Source organism: Sediminicola luteus, assembly GCF_002514735.1.
In the GTDB taxonomy this organism is placed as follows: Bacteria; Bacteroidota; Bacteroidia; order Flavobacteriales; family Flavobacteriaceae; genus HQA918.
Genome location: NZ_NBWU01000004.1, coordinates 232,354 through 254,239 on the forward strand (window position 1 = coordinate 232,354; position 21,886 = coordinate 254,239).

16 protein-coding genes are annotated in these 21,886 nt (G+C 44.0%); 8 read left to right on the forward strand and 8 right to left on the reverse strand.

What is annotated here, in order from left to right; genetic code table 11:
- Positions 1 to 161: 161 nt before the first annotated feature.
- On the reverse strand, positions 162 to 1,790 hold the full coding sequence (locus B7P33_RS13355; protein ID WP_097442520.1) for a thiol-activated cytolysin family protein: 1,629 nt from the start codon (positions 1,788 to 1,790) through the stop codon (positions 162 to 164).
- A gap of 309 nt (positions 1,791 to 2,099) precedes the next feature.
- Between B7P33_RS13355 and B7P33_RS13360 the strand changes: the two genes are divergently transcribed.
- Together B7P33_RS13360 and B7P33_RS13365 are read left to right on the forward strand one after the other, a co-directional pair.
- Positions 2,100 to 3,998, forward strand: a complete 1,899-nt coding sequence (locus B7P33_RS13360; protein WP_097442521.1) for a tetratricopeptide repeat protein — start codon at positions 2,100 to 2,102, stop codon at positions 3,996 to 3,998.
- A gap of 107 nt (positions 3,999 to 4,105) precedes the next feature.
- The gene (locus tag B7P33_RS13365) at positions 4,106 to 4,345 is read left to right on the forward strand and encodes a DUF1059 domain-containing protein (RefSeq protein ID WP_097442522.1); all 240 of its coding nucleotides are present in this window, start codon (positions 4,106 to 4,108) and stop codon (positions 4,343 to 4,345) included.
- Here the strand turns inward: B7P33_RS13365 and B7P33_RS13370 are convergent.
- A complete protein-coding gene (locus B7P33_RS13370; protein ID WP_097442523.1) occupies positions 4,342 to 5,811 on the reverse strand; it encodes a c-type cytochrome in 1,470 nt (489 codons plus the stop codon). The two genes, B7P33_RS13365 and B7P33_RS13370, sit on opposite strands and share 4 nt — an antisense overlap.
- Positions 5,812 to 5,931: 120 nt before the next feature.
- Here B7P33_RS13370 and B7P33_RS13375 point away from each other — a divergent pair, with 120 nt between their 5' ends.
- The 5 genes from B7P33_RS13375 (at position 5,932) to B7P33_RS13395 (ending at position 13,095) form a co-directional block, all read left to right on the forward strand.
- A complete protein-coding gene (locus tag B7P33_RS13375; RefSeq protein ID WP_097442524.1) occupies positions 5,932 to 6,336 on the forward strand; it encodes a thiol-disulfide oxidoreductase DCC family protein in 405 nt (134 codons plus the stop codon).
- 219 nt (positions 6,337 to 6,555) lie between these two features.
- On the forward strand, positions 6,556 to 9,126 hold the full coding sequence (locus B7P33_RS13380; protein ID WP_097442525.1) for a c-type cytochrome: 2,571 nt from the start codon (positions 6,556 to 6,558) through the stop codon (positions 9,124 to 9,126).
- A 52-nt stretch (positions 9,127 to 9,178) separates the two neighbouring features.
- A complete protein-coding gene (locus tag B7P33_RS13385; protein ID WP_097442526.1) occupies positions 9,179 to 11,098 on the forward strand; it encodes a DUF294 nucleotidyltransferase-like domain-containing protein in 1,920 nt (639 codons plus the stop codon).
- Positions 11,098 to 11,772: a 3'-5' exonuclease gene (locus B7P33_RS13390; protein WP_097442527.1), complete on the forward strand. Its 675-nt coding sequence runs from the start codon at positions 11,098 to 11,100 to the stop codon at positions 11,770 to 11,772. Before B7P33_RS13385 ends, B7P33_RS13390 begins: the two co-directional genes overlap by 1 nt.
- 57 nt (positions 11,773 to 11,829) lie before the next feature.
- Positions 11,830 to 13,095: a mechanosensitive ion channel family protein gene (locus B7P33_RS13395; protein ID WP_097442528.1), complete on the forward strand. Its 1,266-nt coding sequence runs from the start codon at positions 11,830 to 11,832 to the stop codon at positions 13,093 to 13,095.
- Positions 13,096 to 13,445: 350 nt separating this feature from the next.
- Here B7P33_RS13395 and B7P33_RS13400 read toward each other — a convergent pair whose 3' ends face one another.
- The 5 genes from B7P33_RS13400 to aroC form a co-directional block, all read right to left on the reverse strand.
- Positions 13,446 to 14,615 (reverse strand): flavohemoglobin expression-modulating QEGLA motif protein, encoded by a 1,170-nt coding sequence (locus B7P33_RS13400; protein WP_097442529.1) that lies wholly within the window; start codon positions 14,613 to 14,615, stop codon positions 13,446 to 13,448.
- Between the two features lies 1 nt (position 14,616).
- Positions 14,617 to 15,438 carry an N-formylglutamate amidohydrolase gene (locus B7P33_RS13405; RefSeq protein WP_097442530.1) on the reverse strand — a complete coding sequence of 274 codons (822 nt, stop codon included), beginning with the start codon at positions 15,436 to 15,438 and terminating at the stop codon, positions 14,617 to 14,619.
- On the reverse strand, positions 15,431 to 16,462 hold the full coding sequence (gshB, locus tag B7P33_RS13410) for a glutathione synthase (protein ID WP_097442531.1): 1,032 nt from the start codon (positions 16,460 to 16,462) through the stop codon (positions 15,431 to 15,433). Before gshB ends, B7P33_RS13405 begins: the two co-directional genes overlap by 8 nt.
- A gap of 10 nt (positions 16,463 to 16,472) precedes the next feature.
- A complete protein-coding gene (locus tag B7P33_RS13415) occupies positions 16,473 to 17,798 on the reverse strand; it encodes a dicarboxylate/amino acid:cation symporter (RefSeq protein WP_097442532.1) in 1,326 nt (441 codons plus the stop codon).
- 135 nt (positions 17,799 to 17,933) lie between these two features.
- Complete coding sequence (gene aroC / locus B7P33_RS13420) at positions 17,934 to 19,001, reverse strand: chorismate synthase (RefSeq protein WP_097442533.1); 1,068 nt, start codon at positions 18,999 to 19,001, stop codon at positions 17,934 to 17,936.
- A 181-nt stretch (positions 19,002 to 19,182) separates the two neighbouring features.
- Here aroC and B7P33_RS13425 point away from each other — a divergent pair, with 181 nt between their 5' ends.
- Complete coding sequence (locus tag B7P33_RS13425; protein WP_097442534.1) at positions 19,183 to 20,094, forward strand: UDP-2,3-diacylglucosamine diphosphatase; 912 nt, start codon at positions 19,183 to 19,185, stop codon at positions 20,092 to 20,094.
- 4 nt (positions 20,095 to 20,098) lie between these two features.
- Here the strand turns inward: B7P33_RS13425 and B7P33_RS13430 are convergent, their stop codons facing one another.
- Complete coding sequence (locus tag B7P33_RS13430) at positions 20,099 to 21,856, reverse strand: hypothetical protein (protein WP_141402488.1); 1,758 nt, start codon at positions 21,854 to 21,856, stop codon at positions 20,099 to 20,101.
- Between the last annotated feature and the right edge of the window lie 30 nt (positions 21,857 to 21,886).

The window sequence follows — 21,886 nt, forward strand, 5'->3', positions numbered from 1 at the left end:
AAATAAGATTTTAATATCAATGCAAGCCTGCCCACTTTTTGGCAGATAAGCCACAAGGAACTAATCCCTTTTGGCGGTGCCAAAAAAACAGTCGGCATCAAGTTGTTGAATCGCAACTTGAGCGGCCGACTGCCCTTTTAATGGGATATAACCCTAACCCCCTACTTGGGCTCAAGGTTTATTTTCTCTACAGTGTATTCAACATCTATTTTCCCGATTTTTAAGGTTTCTGTCAAAAGCTCTTCATCTCCTGAAATCAGATCTGAATTGATATCGTTTAAAGTGATTTTTACTTCCCCTTTACCGATCAGATCATCGGAGAATAAATCCTTATCGGACAATTTGGCGTAAACATTTACCTTATTCCCACTCATGCTGGGGCGGTACATTTCAAATTCCACCTCGGGTTGTCCGGGTATATCTACCTTCTTTTTATCCACTGGAATATGGTTACTTCTAGTATTGGAATAATAAGCATCCAACACATCTTTGGGATCATCGGGATCTTTCATATATACGATCTTTTCTTTGTCGTCATTGTCTTCTAAAATCATACGCGCGCCTATATAGCCATATACTTCAAAATTACCGCTCTTATCGTCGTTGCGCTGCATACTTAATAGTTTCACCTTGTATTTGTAATAGGCCAGTTCACAGTTGCGGATATTGTATTCCGAGGCCAAAACCACACGTGCCACAGGCAAATCGTTCTTCAAATACCGTAACGTATAGGCCAATGGTGCCGCAGGTGAATCTTGGGAGTAATTACCCCCTTCTTTGATATAGTTGAATACGCCACTAGGCCCATCGATAACTTGGGCCGCACTGGCGCCAGACCCCCCAATGACCAAGGCCTTTACATTGGAGTTTTTGATAATAGTAGAATCGGAGGCGGAAATACTGCCATCGGTAGAACGGTACGAGGCATTGAAAGCACCATGCACATCGGATCTACTATAGTCCGATTCTACCGAATACAGTACCATACGACCATATTTGACCGACGATACGATTACCGGGCTTGTACTGTTCAATTCGGGTAATTCGGTAAAAAGACTGCCGGGGTTGTTATTGGTGGGCAAATCTAGGTCGATACTGTAATACAACTGAAAGAACTTGACCAGGTATTTATGTTTTTTGGTGGTTTTATTAAAATCGAAGGCTGCCGATACATTTTTGTTCTTACTTCGATAGTTGGCGCCGATGGCCAGATTCAGATGCTGTTCGGAATATACCTCATCGGTGGTCAAATTCAGTTTGGCCGGGGTAGCCCCGCTAACCCCTTGTGCCAAAAGATCTTTTATACCATTACGTACCGTGGAGAGTTTAGGGTCGCTAACCTCAACGGAAGCATCCCCATTGATATTTTCCAAGGAAATGGACAAGGTAATCGGTGCCCTACCCCCATTGATACCAATATATTCACCCGTAGGTATCGATTCTCCCTTGAGCATGGCCCCTGGGTAAATTACATCGGAAGTAGGATCTAATGCCAAGAGTTCACTAAAGCCTGGGGCATGTTTATATTGGGTTATAAAACATTCCAAAGATTCATTCTCGGTATCACGTTCCGTGGCTTCATCTACAATCGTTGGGCTAGCCACTTCTTCTCCTTGTTCAAATTCAGACAAGCTGGCCAAGACCGCATTATGTTCGGCAGCGGTTTTGTCGTCAACTAGGGGTCCGCCCCCGCCATCGTCACTTTTACTACAGCCAAACAGCGTAGTAACTATCACTAGACAGCCCCAAGCCATCTTCTTTAATTTTGAATTAACTAATAGGGTTTTCATGCTTAAAGGTTTATTGGATTCAACGCTTCGAAAGTAGCCGTGAATCACCCAACCACCTAAAAACCAGCATGGACAAAGTATGGACAACCAAGTCGCTCTTGTTCCTTTTTGCTCATGGACAACAATAGTATGCCTCAAACTCAAAACTCACATAAAACCCTGTTTTATAACATAATACGAGTTAACATGAACAGGATAATCCATGGAATTCCCTAGACAGACTATGGACAGACCTTAATCTTGCTTTTCATACCAACTTTCTCGATACCAAAATTATAACTACTTTGTAATCAGCATAAAAACCAGCATATGAAAGCCAACCGGATTTATCTTTGCCTTTTTCTATTATCGACTTTTATTAGTAGTGGTCAACAAAACCAAGCCTTTATCGACAGTTTAAAACAAGAATTGACCCATGGCGGACACAATGACTCCATTAAAGTGGTACTCCTGACCAAACTACACGAAAAACTCATGTTCGCTGAACCTGAGGTGGCCAAAGGTTACGCCCAACAAGAATTAAATATTTACAAAGAAACCGGATTGGAGCTGGCTTATGGTTTAGGTAATTTGCATATGGGCGATTATCACTTCAATAAAAGCGAAAACGACTCGGCCCTTTACTACTATACCATTGCCAAAACAAACTTTGAAAAGAACAATAAGACACGGGCTATTATTTTTGTAAACTATACATTGGCGGATATATATAAAATGCAGGGTGATTATAAAAAAGCCCTTTCCATTTTCGAGAATAGTATCGACCAAATCGAAAAACATATCAGTGACGAGCCTTATAAAAGCCAGTTTTTAGCCTCGTCGTATCTAGCCATAGGTTCATGCTATTTTGCCAAAGGTGATTTACGTATTGCGTTATCGGAAACCTTAAGAGCCCTAAAGTTATATGAAACCATAAATGATGCATTACGTTCAGCCGATACCTTTAAGCAATTAGGTGATATTGAAAGTCGGTTATTGCATTATAAAAATGCATTGACTTACTACCAAGAAGCACAAAAAATCTACCATAATAAGAATGATAATATTTATGAAGCCAATGCCCTTCATGCTATAGGACAAATGCATACCCATCTAAACCAACCCGAAGAAGCGGAAACATACCTACTAAAAAGTATTGCGCTGGCCAAAAAGTACGAGGTAAAAGCAACACAAGCCAAAACTTTGAATGAATTAGGATTGCTTTATATATCCAAGAAGGAACACCAAAAAGCAATTCAGGTATTAACAGAATCCGAGCAAATCGCATCTGCCGAAGGCATTGTTTTGCAGCAAATTACTACCGGAAAATCAATGGCCTTATTAGCTGAAAATCAAGGAAACTACAATAAAGCCTTGCGCATGCTTAATAAGTCTATTTCGCTATGTAGCATACATGAAACCCAAAGTCTATTGGGAGATTTATTCGAACAGAAAGCCCATGTCTTAGAAAAGCAAGGAAATTACAAGGCTTCTATTGCGAATTATAAAAACGCACAAGCTGTTCATGACAGTATTTCATCTGTTGAAAAAACCAGGCAAATCGAAGAACTAAAAACCATATACGAAACCGAAAAAAAGGAAGCCGAAATCGCTTTACAGAAAGAAGAGATAAATACCCTGAACGAAAAAGCCAAGGTAGACAGGCTTACCAAAAGCTTGTATGCCGGGGGAATGTTCACCTTTGTTTCGGTATCGGGATTGCTGTTCTTTGGTTTTCGGCAACGCATAAAAAAGAACCGTATCGCCAGGGAAAAGAAAGAAGCTTTGTTACAAAAGGAAATCGACCATAAAAAGAAAGAATTGGCCTCCCAAACCCTGCATTTGGTGCAGAAAAACACGTTTATCCAAGAACTGAAGGAGAATCTGGAAAACCTCAAAAATTCTCCTGAAAAATTTAAAATGGAGTTCCGGCGTATCGTAATGCTCCTAAAAAAGGAAAATGCCTCGGACCGCGATTGGGAAGTCTTTAAATCGTATTTCTCGGAGGTCCACAACGATTTCGATCAAAAGATAAAGACCCTTTGCCCCGATATTACTGAAAAAGAGATCAGGCTATCGGCCTTTTTGCGTATGAACCTCTCGACCAAGGAAATTGCCGCCACCTTAAACGTCTTACCCGATAGTATTTTAAAATCAAAATATCGATTAAAGAAAAAATTGGGACTGGACAAAGACCAAGATCTGGGTCAATTCTTAAATGCGTTTTAAACCAAATACTTGGTAGTAGGTTAATAACTTTTCGATGAAATCGACCGTAAAAAGCTATCATCTTATAGGATATTTCCTATTTTTAGACACTAACAAAACCATTAACTATGAAATCCATGACTTGTAAGGAACTGGGTGGAGGCTGTGATATGCGCTTCAGTGCCAGCACCTTTGAGGAGATTGCCCAAATGAGTAAGGAACACGGACGGGAAATGTTCCAAAAGGGAGACAAGGCCCATTTACAGGCCATGGACAACATGAAAGCCCTGATGCAATCGCCAGAAGCCATGGCCCAGTGGTTCGAAGCTAAAAAAAGGGAATTCGAACGTTTGCCTTCTACGGTCTAAAGCGTTTTTAAGTACTCCAAAACGGCCTTTCTTTCCGTATCTGAAAGCACATCGCCAAAGGTATGGCCTTCATTGCCGTACCCGACCAAGGTAGTATTGTAGGTATTCTTGTTGGTCTGACTGCTTTCAACCTTATAATTCCACCCAACCTTTGTACTATCATAATCAGCGTCATCAAAAGTCCGACTCCAATAAGTGGGCCTGTTTTTACTGTCCAGCACATCCGCCAAAGTGGGTACCGAAGCATTATGTAAATACGGTGCCGTGGCCCAAATACCATCTAAGGGAGGGGCTACATATCCGCCTTCCCCTTTTAATGCTATCGGGGCATCGCCTTGCGCGAACCAACCGGTATTGAACCAATCCAAAAAGTAATCGTTCATTTCCGAGGCCTGTGAATAATCGTTGGACAAGGCCGGATCGGTACCAATGCTTTCCAAAGCCACTAAAAGGTTGGGATAGCTTTCGTTACTACCATAGGTACCATGGCAGCTACTGCAATTATTTTCAAACAAAACCTTCCCGGTATCGGCCAGCCCTTGGTCTATTTCATAAGGGTATTCCGGAGCTTCCAAACTGTAGATATAGGCTAGAATATCGTTTACGCGTAAATCGACTTCTTCGGCCTTCACCTTATCACTCATGGTCAACAAACTAGAACCGATAAATGCCTTTCCAAAATCTTTACGGTTAAGGCCATGATAGAACATGGCATTTTTCTTTTTCAGCAACCACCAAGCTGGTACATCTGTAGGGATCGTATAGGGGTCAATTGTTACTTTAGGGTCATCTACCCAGCTAAGATCATCCTTATCCCTATGGGCCACCAACACCTTGGTAATCTTGTCGGCAGGGTTTACCCCCCTACTCTTGGTTATGGTATTAGGGCCAATGGCCTTAATACTTTTTCCGAATTGGGCATAAGCCTGATATTCCGGACTATCGGTACTACCATATAAATTCAAAAGGGCCGCCTCTAAGATGGGGCTATTCAAACTTCGATCAAAGGTAAAATCACCATTATGGCTACCCAAGCCCATTATAAATTCACCGTTCAACGTACTGGCATGGCACTGCATACAATTGGGTCCCACCACTTTTACCCCATTCTCGGCCAATACGGCATTATAGTCATAAGGTAACTTGGCATTATCACCTTCGCGTTGCAAAACATTGGTGGTACTTTCACCAAAGCCCAATAAAAAGGCCTGAAAAGGTACCCCCGATGCCATATAATTACCCGTGGTGAGGTATTCATACCCGGCTTGGGCATTACCTACACGCTGGGCACTGGCCGCAATGGGACTCGATTTTATCTCGGGTTGTTCCGGGTTTTCGGGAGTCTCCGGTGTATTTGGGGTTTGACCGGATGAAGCGCCTAAGGCTTCTTCGAATTCATTTTTGGAACAAGAAGTACTTATACAAAGTAATACCACCATTAGAAGGTGAGTTGCGCGCTTTCCCATAGTTTACATGCTTATTACAAACCTTAAAAAATTAATCGATTTCGCTATCTTATTCACTGACAGCGACCTATATATTCGACAAAAGGATAGTGGCCGAATGCCCTATCTTTGCACCCAACAATGGAAACAGACAAAAAAATCATCCTTTTCGACGGACATTGTAACCTTTGTAATGGTGCCGTCAACTTTATTATTGATCGTGATAAAAAGGATCTTTTCCGGTTCGCCTCCCTTCAGAGTGACATCGGGGAAGAACTCACCAATTCTAGGGGTATTGACACCTCTAAAATCGATTCCATTATTTTGATCGAGCCCGGAAAGGCCTACTACATTAAAGCGGCCGCCGCCCTTCGTATCGGTACACTTTTTGGTGGTCTTTGGAAGGTTTTATGGCTATTCGAACAAATTCCGAGTCCCATTAGTAATGCCGTTTACGATCTCATCGCCAAATACCGCTATAGCTGGTTTGGCAGAAAGGAACACTGCCGTTTGCCCAGCCCGGAGGAAGCGAAGAAGTTTTTGTAAACTACCCTTGACCAAACTCGATAGCTATAGATACATGTGCATCCGAAGTAAGTAAGATTTTTATTTCTGGACTAGCCTCGAAATAATAAACCTATTTGGCCCGTGCCAATAAATCCATCGTTCTTGAAGTCATCCATATAAACTACCATGTCATTCAGACACAGGTTTATGGTTTTTTGAATACTTGCTTTATATTTAAGCAGACTCAACGAACCACAAATGAAAAAACACTTTATCGGTATTGGGCTTTTAGCCTTATTATGTGCCTGCGGACCGGAAAAAACAACTACTGAACCTCAAAACGAATATGGAATCGTATTGCCCGAGGGGTTCGAAATTGACCGTTTGTACCAACCTGGGGCCCATGAACAAGGTTCTTGGGTAAGTTTGGTGCAAGACGATGCAGGTGATTTCTATACCTCAGACCAATTTGGAAACCTTTACAAAATGGAATTAGGTGAAGGTGCACCCAAGGTAGAAAAGCTCAATTTGAATATTGGAATGGCCCAAGGGCTTTTATGGCATAACAAAAGCCTTTACGCTTTGGTAAACGCCAATCCGAAAAACGATTTGGGCACCCAAAGTGGTTTCTATAAAATCATAGATTCGAACGCCGACCAACTACTGGATTCAGTCATTACCCTAAGACATTTCGAAGGCAATGGCGAACATGGCCCCCACAGTCTAGTCTTGGGCCCAGATGGAAAATCCATCTACATGGTGGCCGGTAATTACACCAAAATACCCAAAGATCTTTCGGCCCGAATGGCTACAGATTGGCAGTTAGATAATGTGTTGCCCGTAATCTTAGATCCCAGCGGACATGCCAACGAGTTGGATGCACATGGAGGCTGGGTGGCCAAGACCGATTTAGATGGCACCCATTGGGAATTGTTTTCCATAGGCATGCGTAATACCTACGACATCGCTTTTAATGCCGATGGCGAACTTTTCGGATTCGATTCCGATATGGAGTACGATCTGGGCATGCCCTGGTATAGGCCCATACGTATGACTCACATTAGCCCAGGCAGTCAGTTTGGTTGGCGTACCGGTACGGGTAAATTCCATGAAGACTACCCCGATAACCTTCCTGGCATTGCCGATTTAGGCCAAGGTTCCCCCACAGGCGTCGTAGCCGGCACGGGATTAATATTCCCCACGGCATTCCAAAAAGGGATTTTCCTGCTCGATTGGAGTTATGGCACCCTTTATTTTGCCGATCTTAAAGAAGTGGGCAGTAGTTATTCTGCCCAAATCAGTGAGTTTTTATCCGGAGTGCCCCTCCCCTTAACGGATGCCATTGTAGGCCAAGACGGAAATCTGTATTTCCTTACCGGAGGAAGGCGATTAGAATCGGCCCTATACCGCGTACGATATACCGGTTCGGAATCCACGGAAAAACCAAAGGCTTCCCCCTCGGAAGAAGCTTTGGCCTTGCGCAAACTACGTAAGCAAATAGAAACCTATCAAATGAAAAAGGATGCTGAAAGCGTTCCCTTTCTTTTGGAATATTTAAGCCATGAAGACCGCTTTATCCGCTTCGCTGCCCGCACCGCATTGGAAAATCAGGATCCGTCGGCTTGGATAGACCAAGAAATAGCGGAAAATACCCCTGCCCAAATAGAAATGGCCGTAGCCATAGCCCATAAAGGAAACGATGCGCAGCGTACCCAAGCCTTGGAAAACCTGATACGACATAACCCAAAAGCGGAAATGGGTACGATCAGGGCTATCGGTCTATTGGTTTCCCGAATGGAGGCACCATTAGCCTCCCCCACAAAGAAAGCCCTACAAAACAGCCTAAAACCATTGCTATTACAAGCCCAAGCCGATGTAAACCGTGAAGTAGTAAAACTACTGGCTTATTTACAAGACAGTAGTATCATAGATCCCGTATTGACCGCCATGGAGACCGATACCATAATCGGCCAAAGTACACGCGACAAATACCTTTCGGCAGCTATTTCGGGCCGAAGCGAGCAGTATGGGAACGATGTAGCCAATATGTTGGCCAATATGCCCAATGACCAACATATATCCTATGCCAAAAGTCTTTCGGTAATTACAGAGGGCTGGACCAAAAAAGAGCGTGATCGTTATTTCGATTGGTTTCAAAATGCCCTGCAGAAATCGGGCGGCAAGATGTACAGCAAATTTATTTTGGCTATACAGCGTGAAGCGCTGCCTTATATTCCTGAAAACGAAAGACCCTATTACGAATCCTTGGCCAAGAACAGGGAATCTGGTGCTACCGATTATCTCAAGGGCGTATCTCAACCCGAAGGCCCCGGCAAGGCCTGGACCAGCTCCGACATAATAGAAGCCTACGAAAAACGAAAAGGGGTACCCGACTTTAAAGGTGGTAGTGATATGTTCCGGGCCTCTTTGTGTATCAATTGCCATAGTATGGATGGAATTGGAGGCAATACGGGCCCAGACTTGAGTACGGTAGGCACCCGTTTCTCTTTAAAAGATCTGGCTTTGGCCATTGCCGAACCCTCTGAAACTATTTCGGACCGTTACGAATACAGCGAATTCACCCTAAAAAACGGAAATACGGTAAGTGGTCGTGTGTTAAGCGATGTAAATGGCAAGATTACCTTAAGTACCAGTGCATTTTCTCCTGAGGTAACTACCACCATAGCTCGAAAAGAGGTAATAAAAGAAATGATTTCCAAAACCTCGCCCATGCCCAATGGCTTGGTAAACCGTCTTAATGATACCGAGATGGTAAACCTGATTACCTACATACTTCAAGGCGGTAGACGGAATCCGGATGTGTATTGATCTAAAATTCCCTTTGGCACGCAATAGCTACCTTTGCATCAAAACCTAAAAAGTGGCGAACAGTATAGCGGCCCGGGTAGCCGATTTTATGGGGAAACATCCGCCTTTTGACTTACTACCACAAGCGGAATTACTGGCATTGGCCAGCGAGGTTACCATTGCCTATCACCCAAAGAACGAACGCATCTTTTCAGAAAACCAGGCACCAAAAGACCATTTTTTTATGGTGCATAAAGGAGCCATTGCCCTCAAAAGGCCAAGTACCCAGAACTTGGTCGACCTCTGTGATGAAGGCGATGTTTTTGGTTTGCGCCCCTTAATGGCACAAGAACAATACAAATTGGATGCCGTGGCCCACGAAGAATCCATCCTATATGCCATTCCGATCGCGGTATTCAAACCCATGGCGGTGGCCCATAAAGAAGTTGGCGACTTTCTTATTGAAAGTTTTGCCTCCAACACTCGGAATCCGTATTCCAGACAACATCGAGGGAAGTTGTATGGCGAATCTTCTTCTACCCCACCAGGGCCATCGGAGACCAAATTATTCGACTTTCAGCCTGTGCCCTATTCCAAAAAAATAGTGTGCTGCGAGTCCGGGACACCGGTACAGGAGATAGCCCTTAAAATGACCGAAAAAAAGGTGGGTGCCATGTTAATCGTAGACAAGGGGTTACCAGTAGGTATTATTACCGATATTGACTTGCGCGACAAAGTGGTCAGCGGGAAATTCCCGATTACCGCATCGGCAAGCGAAATCATGCGGAGCCCGGTAATCACCTATCCCAAGCAGCTTACGGTTACCCAAGCGCAAATGGCCCTGATGAAAAGCGGTATCAACTACCTTTGCTTAACCCAAGATGGCAGTCCGAATAGCCCGGCCGTAGGTATGGTCTCTGAACACGATGTCATGTTGGCGGTTGGCAACAACCCGGCCGTACTAATGAAAGGGATTAAAAGGGCACGTAAAACCAAGCATCTAAAGCCTATTCGCAACGGCATACAACAACTATTGGCAGACTATTTAGAGTTGAATTTGCCCATGCGCCTAACCACCAAGATCATTTCGGAACTGAACGATGCCTGCACCAAACAAGTGCTTCAAATCGCTTTGAGCCGAATGGACACTCCACCACCAGTGCCTTTCGCATGGTTAAGTTTGGGAAGCCAAGGTAGAAGCGAACAATTGTTACGCACCGATCAAGACAACGCCTTGGTATACGCCGACGTCCCCGACACAGAGGCAGAAGCCACCAAAACCTATTATACGGAGCTGGCCCGCAAAGTGACCAAAAGATTGCATAAGATCGGGTACGACTATTGTCCGGCCGAAATGATGGCCTCTAACCCCAATTGGTGCCATAGTGTAAGTGATTGGAAAACCAAGGTCACGGAATGGGTCTCCTCCCCTGGGCCCGACGAAGTTCTTTTGAGTGCCATTTTCTTTGATTTTAATTTAAGTTATGGTGACGAAAAACTGGTCAATGCCCTCTCGGACCACGTTTTCGATACGGTAGCCAAGTATCCGGTATTCTTAACGCACTTGGCCTCGGGGGCTTTAAAAAACCCTTCTCCCACAGGATTTTTCCGTTCCTTTCTGGTGGAACAGAACGGAACCCACAAAGATCAATTCGACCTAAAACGGCGCGCCCTTTTACCCTTAACCGATGCCGCCAGGGTACTCAGTCTTTCGCATCGCATCAAATCGATCAACAGTACCGAAGAGCGTTTTGAGAAACTGGCCGAACTGGAACCCAACAACGCCCAATTGTACCGTTCGTGCTCCTATGCCACCAAAGCCCTGTTGAAGTTCAGGGTAAAACAAGGCTTGTTACACAACGATTCGGGCCGTTTTATTGCTTTGGACAGTTTAAGCAAAGAGGAAAAAATCAAGTTAAAACGTACCTTTAAGACCATTAAAGACCTCCAGGATCTGTTGGGCATACGGTATAACGCCTCAAACCGAATCTAATGTCGTTACGCCACTGGTTTAAAAAGGACAATACCGAATATCCAGAATTCTGGCAGCACTATGCCGCAGGTTTTGGCACAAAACCGACCATGGCCATTTCCGATGCCGAATTTGTGGTTTTCGATACCGAAACCACCGGATTTTCCTTTGATAAAGACCGAATACTTAGTATAGGTGCCCTCAAACTACAAAATGGGCAAATCAGGGTACAGCAAGTCTTGGAAGTCTACCTGACCCAGCACCATTTCGACTCGGAAAGTGTTCCCATTCATGGTTTGCTCCACAATGGAAAAAAAGAGCAGATATCTGAAAAAGAAGCCCTGAAATCGTTCTTGGAATTTATTGGTAATGCCGTATTGGTGGCCCACCATGCCGCTTTCGATATGGGTATGATCAATACCGCCTTGGCCCGGGAAGGTTTGCCAAAACTGAAAAACCGTGTGGTAGATACCAGTGTTTTGTATAGGCGTACCCTCTTGCAATCGCCCTTATTGCTAAAGCAGGAACAGTATAGCCTGGACGAGATCGCCCAAAAATTCGACATTTCGGTAAAAGATCGGCACACCGCTTTGGGAGACGCCTTTATTACCGCTATGGCATTCTTAAAATGTATAGACCGCCTAAAATGTACCCAGCTCAAAGAATTATTCAAAAGCGGGATCAACGGATTCTAAATCGGTGTTTATCCGTAATTTTGCAGCTGTATCCATAACCAAGAATACCTGCGAACAATGCAAGATTTCACCCATTTTTTATACGAACAATTGGTCGAATGGGGCGTAAGCACCGTCTGGGCCAAATATGTGAATGTTATCGTTTTATTGGTCATTTTACTACTGGCCATGCTGCTGCTAGATTTTTTGATCCGAAAGATCTTGGTGGGTACCTTTGAGCGTTTTACCTCAAAGTCCAAAAACAACTTCGACGATTTTTTGGTACGGAACCGGGCCCCGCGGAATATCGCCCATATTATTCCCTTACTACTTGCCTATGAACTGGCCCCCTCTATCTTCCAGGATTTTGAATATGCCGAAACCTTGATCATGAAAACCATTGAGGTAATCGGTATCATCCTTACCCTGCGTATCATTAGGAGTCTTTTGAATACCATGAAGGATTTCTTCAAAACCCTACCCAATTTAAAAGATAAACCCATAGACAGTTATTTACAGGTGTTTATGATCTTTTCGTGGTTCGTGGGCTTTATGTTCGCCTTTTCGATCATAACCAGTATGAAGTTGATGACATTCCTCACCACCTTGGGGGCGGCATCGGCGGTAATCTTATTGGTTTTTAAGGATACCATACTCGGTTTTGTAGCGAGTATTCAAGTTTCTATAAACGATATGGTACGTATTGGCGACTGGATCACTTTTGAAAAATATGGGGCCGATGGCGACGTAATCGAGATCAATTTGGCTACCGTAAAAGTGCAGAATTTCGATAAGACCATTACCACCATACCCACCTATGCCCTGATTTCCGATTCGTTCCGCAACTGGCGAGGTATGATGAATGCCCAAGGTCGTAGGATAAAACGTGCCCTAATCGTAAAACAGGAGAGCATTAAATTCTTGGATGCCGAAACCGTTAATAAACTTCGGCAAATACAACTCATCGATAGCTATCTAGAAAACAAACAGACCGACATAAGCGCCTATAACGAAAAGAACGGCATAGATACCACTTTGCCCATAAATGGCAGACAACTCACCAATTTGGGCACTTTTCGAAAGTATATTGACCGCTATTTAAACCAGCATTCGGGTATAAACAAAGACATGATGATCATGGTACGCCAATTGGCCCCGACCTCTCAGGGTATACCGTTGGAAGTCTATGCCTTTAGTGCCGATAAACGTTGGGAAAACTACGAATACATTATGGCCGATATTTTCGACCATATTTTGGCCGCCCTCCCCTATTTTGAATTGGAATTATTCGAGTTACCTAGTTCGAGTACATTTGAGCAAAAAACAGTTAGCCTTCAGCAATAATCGTATTGTTGAAGTTTAGTGTAAAGTGTTTCAAGAAGGTCTTGTCACCTCGACCTGCTGGAGCCATCCCATAACACATTCAGTGATTAGTAATCGGGCTTATGAAAACTAGTGTCTTATCCGCATATAGTATAGGTATTCGGAACCATTCCAGTGTATTACAAACAATCACCCTTCGACAAACTTCGTTTGCTACCTTCAAAAAGAGGCATGCTCTTTTCTGCAAATGCTCAGGAGGACAATGCCAACCATCTATCCTAGGTTTGTGGGTTATCCCAAATCTTCAAGGATCAACATGAAAGCTTGGCCAACTCAACCACTCAACGATTACACGATTAAACAACCACCATTTACTTCAGATTGTTCAAAATAAAGTCGAGGGTGGTATTGGTATTGTCGTTCGTTTCGAAGCTTAGGTTGTTATGGGCCAAGGGTACGGCCAGGCCTGCTTCTAGCAGTCGTTGCATTACCCCTTCATATTCCAATGAGACTTTTCCGAGAAGCAACAAATCCATGGATAGGCCTTTTTTATAACGGGAATAGATTTTACGTAGTCCGCTTAAATACAACCGATCTTTGGTAAATCCGCCACCCCTATGTGCACGTAGGGTAATGGCAAAGGCATCGTGTTTGTTCAACTTATATTGGTTATGGATCAAATCGAAAGTATCGGCAAAACCATAGCCTTTGATCAAACTATCTGAGGCCAAAACCCGATACGCCAATTCCTTCAACCGCTTTAGGGTCAGCGCCCCACCCATGTATTCGCTAAAGACCGCCAATCCTTCTTGGGTTTCCACATTATTAGGCAGTCCGTTCGAGAAAATCTTTAGGGGCTGCAAAATACCGTTATAGGTGGTTACCATATGTACCCCGATCTCGTGATGGGCCAAGGTCTCCAACTGGTTTTTACTGAACAAAATGTTCTTTTTCAAATATAGGGTCCGGGTACTATTGCTAACCATGGCCTCGGCGGCAATATTGGTCGATAACTTTACCCGTAACGGAAAATCATAGGCCTGGGCATAGTTCTCAAAATAGGTCTTGGCTTCTTCAGAAGTACATTTTTTCTCCTCTTCGGCTGTTGGGACCACATCATCAAAATGCAGGATGAATTTAGCATTCTCTACATCTTTTTCGGTGGGTGTACCATATACCCGAAGCGAATTGTAATAAAACTTATGCGCTGAACCAATGGTTTCAATACATTGGATCATATTGGCATAATAGTAGACGATTTCTTTATACAATTCCTGTAATTCAGGCTGCTGGATCTGATCTAACCGATGCGAAAAAAACAACCGCTGCAGTTTATAGGGGTCGAATTTGAGTTTAGGATACTTAAAATTCGGACTAGCCGTATACTTGGAAGCAAAAAACCGCTGTTTCTCGGTTTCAATATTCAGCGGGTTCACATAATTGAGAAGCTCTATCTTTTTCACCAAGCGATCCAAATGGGCATCGACCCGAAACAGGGCTTCATGTTCTTGTTTGATCTGCAACAATTCTCTCTCCGACATGCTATCCGTTGATAAATTCCTCCACCTGAAGGGGAATCAGGCGTTTGAGGGCCAATTCTACCGCGCAAACTACATTTTGGTACACGCTACCATCGAGTTCATCGCAATAAACCTTGGCGATTTCGGTGGCCAAAACTAAGCTATTCGGATGATTTTTAGTGATGTATTTCAAGAAATATCCGTTACCCTGAAAAGTATCGTTGATCTTGGCATCGACCATTATACTTTCCGGAAGCTCCATCCCCTCCAAAAAACTACGCCATTGTTCGGCCGTTTTTCCAAATCGAGCTTGGTCAATATTCGCCGTACCAATATTCCAAACCGGTACCATACGCTCCCAACGCTTCCAGTTATACGAATGCATATCGAAAACCAATACTTGGGGATATAACTGCTCTAATTTTTTCATTAAAGCCCCCACCACTTGGTAAAATGCGGTATGTTTTTCTAAACTTAAGCTGCGTTCCGATTCCGGTAAAGGCGATTTCCAAAGTTTTTTCCCCCAGGCATCTTCATAAATGGCAGTTTCGGGCGGACGGTTCAGATCGTACTCGAAACGACTATCGCAACCGGCAATGACAATGGGATGGCTGGACACCATTTGCTTGGTATGGGGATCTTCTTCGTACCAGCGCTCATAGTCGGAATGCAAACAGTAGCCCAAAAGCGACTCCCTGAATTGATGCCCATCGTGTACCGCGGCACATACGAAGGGTACATAATCGTCGATCTTGAGGGTAAAAGAGCCATCTTCGGCCAAATAGTCAAAGGTTTCCCCTTGTTTTATGGCCTCAATAATATGTGAAACGGAAGCCTTATGCATTCTCTACCTCGCTGCGTAATCGGGAACGACGTTCAAAGGCTTGGAGTTTATCCAACACCTTACTCTCTATAAAATCGATGACCTTTACCTGTAACTTGGTCTTATACACCTTGTTCATATAGGTGATTCCGCCGGGCGACATTACGTTTACCTCTACCAATTTGCCACCGATGACATCGATACCCACAAAAAAGAGTCCGTCTTTAACCAATTTGGGACCAATTTGCTTGCAGAGGGCCTTTTCTTCCTTGCTCAGGCTATGGCGGGCCACGGTACCCCCGGCCGCCACATTGGATCTATGATCATCAGAACCAGGAACGCGTTTCATGGCCCCAATGGGCTCCCCATTCAATAAAAGGATTCTAATATCGCCTTTTTCGGCCCCTTCTATATATTCTTGAAGGATAACATAGTTAGAAGTGCCATCGGAATTGGTAATATAAAAATCGAGCAGGGATTTGATGTTGCTCATTGCGGATTTCTCGATCAAAATCACCCCAGAGCCACCAAAACCGTTCAGGGGTTTTAAAATCATTTTTTCGGAAGCCGATTCGTCGATCTGGCGTACCAGATAATCCTTGTTTTTAGAAACATGGGTTACCGGGATGATATTGTTATGTGAATCCCCAAAGGCCGCCGTGTATAATTTATTGTTCGCCTCACGCAGGCCTTGTAAGGAATTAATGATCAATACATCGTCTTTTACCGAATCGAGAAAATTGAGCATCAAGGGATCTAAAGGGGGGTTGGCCCGCATAAAAATAACATCGAAGCCGGCCAGTGGCAACATTTCTTCCCGCAGGGTAACCTGTTTATAAAAGCCCTTTAAGCTACTAGAGGTCTTTTCCATACGGTTGATTACCTTACAGGCCGCACTGGTTACACTGTTACGAATGGTAAGGTTGGCCGGTGTACACAGGGCCACCCCATGCTTTCGTTTAACACATTCGTGGATCAAAGCCAAAGAGGTATCGTTCTCAGGATCTATTTGCTCCCAAGGATACATTAAAAAACAGATATTCATAGGTTGGTGTTTAGATCACTTCTTCTAAATGGTCGTCCCATTCCTTGGGATTGGGTTCGTGCAGTTTACCTACCGATTTGGCCACTACGGTAGACACAGTGGCATCTCCGGTTACGTTGATTACGGTACGGGCCATATCCAACGGACGGTCAACGGCAAAGATCAAGGCGAGTCCCACGGCGAATTTATCGGCTGGGAAACCAACGGATTCCAAAACAATGACCAGCATTACCATTCCGGCACCCGGAACAGCGGCAGAACCTATGGAGGCCAGCAATGCTGTTAAAACGATAGTGAGTTGATCGGCCAAGGTAAGATCAAAACTCAGGGCCTGTGCAATAAACACGGCGGCCACCCCTTGGTATAGGCTGGTACCGTCCATATTTATGGTTGCCCCTACCGGCAAGACAAAACTCGATACTTCTTTATCTACACCGATATGTTCTTCTACCCTTTCCATGGTAACTGGTAAGGTAGCCGCGGAAGAAGAGGTTGAAAAGGCCAACAATTGGGCTGGGCTCATTTGCTTTAAAAACCAAAATGGATTTTTCTTGGCATATACGGCCACTACGATACAGTAGAATACGACCATTAATATCAATCCGACCACAACCACCAAGGCATATTTCAATAGGGCCAATAACAGATCGGGGTCACTGGACGAAACTACTACACTGGCCAAAAGGGCGAATACCGCATAAGGGGCCGAAAGCATGATCAGGTCTACCATTTTAAGCACCACCTCGTTCAAGGAGTCGAAAATATTCTTGAGCGGTGCCGCTTTTTCTTCCCCTACCAAAAGCATGCTGATACCCAGGAATATGGAAAAGAAAATGACTTGAAGCATTAACCCATTATCGCTCATGGCCTTCATGGCGTTATCGGGCACCATATCTTCCAAGAAACTAAGCGGACCGGCATTTTTCTGTTGGGTGGCCTCGGCAATCTTAGAGGTTACCCCACTATCGGTGGCATAGGTACTGGTCAATTGGTTAATGGTTTCCTCAGAAATACCATCCCCGGGTTTGGTCAGGTTTACCAATACCAAACCAATGGTAATCGCCACAATGGTGGTCATCACATATATGGCAATGGTACGTAGCCCGATATTCTTGAATTTGGAAATATCCTTAAGGTCGGAAATCCCTTTGATCAAGGAAGCCAATATTAATGGAATCGCAATCAGTTTCAGTAGTTTGATAAAAATGGTACCGAAGGGTTTTATCCAATCGGTAACAAAATCTACCCCCCAAGACACTTGGGTCATGGCAAACCCGAATAGGATACCGATCAACATACCGATTAGGATTTTCCAGTGCAATTCCAGCTTCTTCATAAAAAACAGTTGAATTTAGAAGTGGAATATAGCATTTTGGCCAATTAAGTACCAAATATTGCCGAGGCAAATTGACGACTACATCAGAAAAAATTGAAAAAAGAAAAACTTCGCAAAGAAGAAGCCCCGACTAACCTATTCTATTCTAGCCCCTTTGGCCCGTAGGCTAAAATCGGCCATGACCAAGGCTGCCATAGCTTCTACGATAGGTACGGCCCTAGGCACTACACAAGGATCGTGCCGGCCACGGCCCATGGCGATGACCTTGTTCCCTTGTTTGTCTATGGTTTCATACGACTGGATCAAAGTAGCCACAGGTTTAAACGCTACTTTAAAGTAAATATCCATGCCATTACTAATACCGCCTTGTATACCCCCACTAAAATTGGTAACGGTACTACCATCGGAATTATACAAATCGTTATGGGTGCTTCCTTTCATGGCCACCCCTTCAAATCCGCTACCGTATTCAAAGCCTTTTACGGCATTGATCGATAACATGGCCTGGCCGAGTACCGCATGTAATTTATCGAAAACGGGTTCCCCAAGTCCGATCGGTACATTTTTGATCACACAAGAAACCACACCTCCTATGGTATCGCCTTCCTTTCGGATTTGCTTGATATAGCTTTCCATCTCGGCGGCCTTTTCTAGATCGGGGCAACGTACCGCATTGGTCTCGGTCAAACCTAAATCCAGATCACGATAGTCTTTATCCAACCCCAACTCACCCACTTGGCTTACATAGGCTTGAAACTCCATCCCCGACAAAAATTGCTTGGCCACGGCTCCTGCAACCACCCTAGCCGCGGTCTCACGGGCCGAACTACGTCCGCCTCCCCTATAATCGCGAAAACCATATTTACGGTCATATACATAATCGGCATGTGAGGGCCGGTAGGTTTCGGCAATATGCGAATAATCGCCTGACTTTTGGTTGGTATTTACGATAACGAATCCGATTGGGGTTCCGGTAGTTTTTCCTTCGAAAAGTCCTGAAAAGAATTCTACCTGATCCGGTTCCTTCCGTTGGGTAACGATAGCCGATTGCCCCGGCCTACGCCGATCCAACTCGGCCTGAATGGCTTCTAGGTCTAAGGTAATACCGGCCGGACAGCCATCGATAATGCCGCCCAGTCCCTTACCATGCGATTCGCCAAAAGTAGTCAGTTTAAAAAGGGTTCCGAAAGTATTCCCGGCCATAGCACTTGCTTTTGCCGTAAAAGTAGGGGTAATCCGGTAAAAAGTAAAATACAACCGGCATTATGGAACATTAGGGTAATACTTTGTTAAACTAAAATTAACCATTAACCAAACCAAATTTTACACCACCTTGATTTTCAGTTTATACCCAACAGTTTAATTTGTCGAAAACCGTGAAACATTGAAGCGAAGAAAAATTGATGTAGCCGTAATTTCCGATATCCACCTCGGGACTTTTGGTTGCCATGCCGAAGAATTGGTAGTATACCTGAACAGTATCCAACCCGAGAAACTGATTTTAAATGGTGATATCATAGACATTTGGCAATTTAGTAAACGGTATTTCCCCGCATCGCACCTAAAGGTTTTAAAAAAGGTTCTTGGTATGGCCTCTCGCGGTACCGAAGTGTATTATATAACCGGAAACCACGATGAGATGCTCCGGAAATTCACCGACATCTCAATGGGGAACTTTAATGTGGTAAATAAACTGGTTTTGGAGCTCGACGGTAAAAAAGCCTGGTTTTTCCATGGCGATGTATTCGATGTTTCGATACAGAATGCCAAATGGCTGGCCAAACTGGGCGGATACGGTTATGACTTTCTGATTCTGATGAACCGTAGCGTCAATTGGTTCTTGGATAAAATGGGCAAGGAACGTTACTCCCTTTCGAAACGTATAAAAAACAGTGTTAAGGGCGCCATCAAATACATTAACGATTTTGAGACCACCGCTGCCGAACTCGCTATTGAAAACGGCTATGATTATGTGGCCTGTGGCCATATACACCAACCCAAAAAGGAAGTATATGAAACCAAACACGGCCGATGCACCTATTTGAATTCCGGAGATTGGGTAGAAAACCTAACCGCTTTAGAGTACTCTTTTAAACGCTGGAAAATTTACCATTACAACCACGACAAGCTTTCACCCTTTATCGTAGATGAAGACCTAAAGCAAATGGATTTCCAAGAACTGATCGCCTCCATAACCATAAACAGCAAAATCAATCTTACGGCCGAACAAGAAAATCCGATGCAGGAAAGCGACCCCCAAAAAGCCCTTAAAAAGGAAAAAGAGGGACTGGAATAACCCCTTATCTCCCGTTGTTGCTTACCAAAGGCTTTGTTGAAAAGGAGGTTAGCTTGATCTTCCCCGAATCGGCGATCATCATAAAGGCACCGATAGTATCTTTCTGTGATTTTGTACCAAAATCTTGGGTAGAGGTCAACTTAAAATAGGTTGGGTGGCCACTTTTGTTGCCCAAATAGACCAAATTCACCTGCCAAGGGCCAAGAACGGTATTATCGATAATAAACTGTTTGGAATGTAGACCCTGTATTTTTTCTTGGTTGATCAAAGCGGCATTTTCTTCCGACGAATGGTTCCAATTCAGGGTTTGCCCATTCGGGTTGACCAGTTCCAATTCAAATTCGGCATCCGGATCGCTCCACTCCAGCAATAACCTTCCTTTAAGATACCAGGGTAATTCACCAATATTCCATGTAGAAGCACCCAGTTTTTTTTTGTTTTTGTGATATAAGCCTACCACCTCGGTTTTTACTATGGAATCCAATTCCGATATCTGATGGGTATCACCCTTTTGTAAAGATGCAATCTCGGCATAACAGTTGGCGGCATAGCTGGGTTTGGCATCCAAATCGGCATTCTGGGCGACATTTTTTATGCTTTGCACATTATTTATCTGTCCCAAGATCATTTTATACACCCTTCCTGATTCTTCATAGGCCTGCCAAGCATCCAAAACATAGGCCGATGCCAATAACAGTTGCACATCGGTCGGATATTGACGTACCAAATCCGTGACCATTAGTTTTCCAACGGATGGCATTCCCATTTCATCGGTAACAAAGCGTGACAAAAGCAGGGCTTGATAGGGGTGTTTCAACAAATCTTCTTTTTGTTCAGTCCATAAAGTAACCAAATCGACGCTTTTTTGACCAAACCCCCTTTCTCGTATCCAATCGGGATAATCCACTCGATAAGGTTTGGCATCCCGATTATAGGCATTGTCGCGCCTTTTGGCAAAATCATAATAGGTATCCGTCCCCTTTTCCCGCACTTTATTCGCCCGTTTGGTATTGATGACCATTATGGCCCCCACACCAACCCCATATTTTCGGCTGTGGTTCGCTAAATTCTCAGTAATCAACTTCCGACCTTCGTAGCGTGCACTGATTTTTGGGCCGGCCAGAACGGAAACACGGTCAATATCGTCTACATCTAAAAACAGGGGTAATTTATAGCTTACAAGACCATCTACATCATAAATGACCCTACCCCCATAGTGTCCTTTGGGGTTCATCATGATAAAGGGTGGGTTTTCGCGATAATACACGCGACCATCAATAATTTTAGCCAAGGCACGCGCCAAATCAGTCTGGGAACGATCTATACTATCCATCGGAATGTTTTGTAATATCCGTATTCCTTTGTCGTTCTGATCGATATAACCAACACTGGTACGAAAAAGGTCTTTGTTCATGACCCAAGCTTTTCGTAACTCATCCAAACCTGTTCTAGCATCAGCGACTTCTACATTATCCAAATCAGTAATCTCCGCCTCCAGTGCCAAGTTCAATACCTGGGTACCATAGGCAACGATTACCTCTTTGGTTTCTTTTCCGACATAGGAATAACGTAAGGTATCCAAAGCCTTGGCCTGAATAGAATAATCGCCAGTTACATTTGAGCTTACCGCTACCCGGCTACTAAGATTTTCGATTTTCGCTCCCGATAAGGGTCGATCAGAAGTGGTAAGGGTCCCGGAAACTTTGGTTTGACCAAATAGTAGCCCGGAAAACATTAAGGAGATAAGTAAAAAGAAACGCATAATTATGTTGGTTTTTGTATGTCTTTAGAC

Excerpts from the sequence above, each read along its gene's own strand:
- B7P33_RS13375 (WP_097442524.1), top strand. The coding sequence starts at position 5,932 with ATGGAAACAGACAAAAAAATCATCCTTTTCGACGGACATTGTAACCTT.
- B7P33_RS13405 (WP_097442530.1), bottom strand. The coding sequence starts at position 15,438 with ATGCATAAGGCTTCCGTTTCACATATTATTGAGGCCATAAAACAAGGG.
- B7P33_RS13430 (WP_141402488.1), bottom strand. The coding sequence starts at position 21,856 with ATGCGTTTCTTTTTACTTATCTCCTTAATGTTTTCCGGGCTACTATTT.
- B7P33_RS13370 (WP_097442523.1), bottom strand. The coding sequence starts at position 5,811 with ATGGGAAAGCGCGCAACTCACCTTCTAATGGTGGTATTACTTTGTATA.
- B7P33_RS13395 (WP_097442528.1), top strand. The coding sequence starts at position 11,830 with ATGCAAGATTTCACCCATTTTTTATACGAACAATTGGTCGAATGGGGC.
- B7P33_RS13360 (WP_097442521.1), top strand. The coding sequence starts at position 2,100 with ATGAAAGCCAACCGGATTTATCTTTGCCTTTTTCTATTATCGACTTTT.
- B7P33_RS13390 (WP_097442527.1), top strand. The coding sequence starts at position 11,098 with ATGTCGTTACGCCACTGGTTTAAAAAGGACAATACCGAATATCCAGAA.
- B7P33_RS13415 (WP_097442532.1), bottom strand. The coding sequence starts at position 17,798 with ATGAAGAAGCTGGAATTGCACTGGAAAATCCTAATCGGTATGTTGATC.
- B7P33_RS13365 (WP_097442522.1), top strand. The coding sequence starts at position 4,106 with ATGAAATCCATGACTTGTAAGGAACTGGGTGGAGGCTGTGATATGCGC.
- B7P33_RS13400 (WP_097442529.1), bottom strand. The coding sequence starts at position 14,615 with ATGTCGGAGAGAGAATTGTTGCAGATCAAACAAGAACATGAAGCCCTG.
- B7P33_RS13380 (WP_097442525.1), top strand. The coding sequence starts at position 6,556 with ATGAAAAAACACTTTATCGGTATTGGGCTTTTAGCCTTATTATGTGCC.
- gshB (WP_097442531.1), bottom strand. The coding sequence starts at position 16,462 with ATGAATATCTGTTTTTTAATGTATCCTTGGGAGCAAATAGATCCTGAG.
- B7P33_RS13355 (WP_097442520.1), bottom strand. The coding sequence starts at position 1,790 with ATGAAAACCCTATTAGTTAATTCAAAATTAAAGAAGATGGCTTGGGGC.
- aroC (WP_097442533.1), bottom strand. The coding sequence starts at position 19,001 with ATGGCCGGGAATACTTTCGGAACCCTTTTTAAACTGACTACTTTTGGC.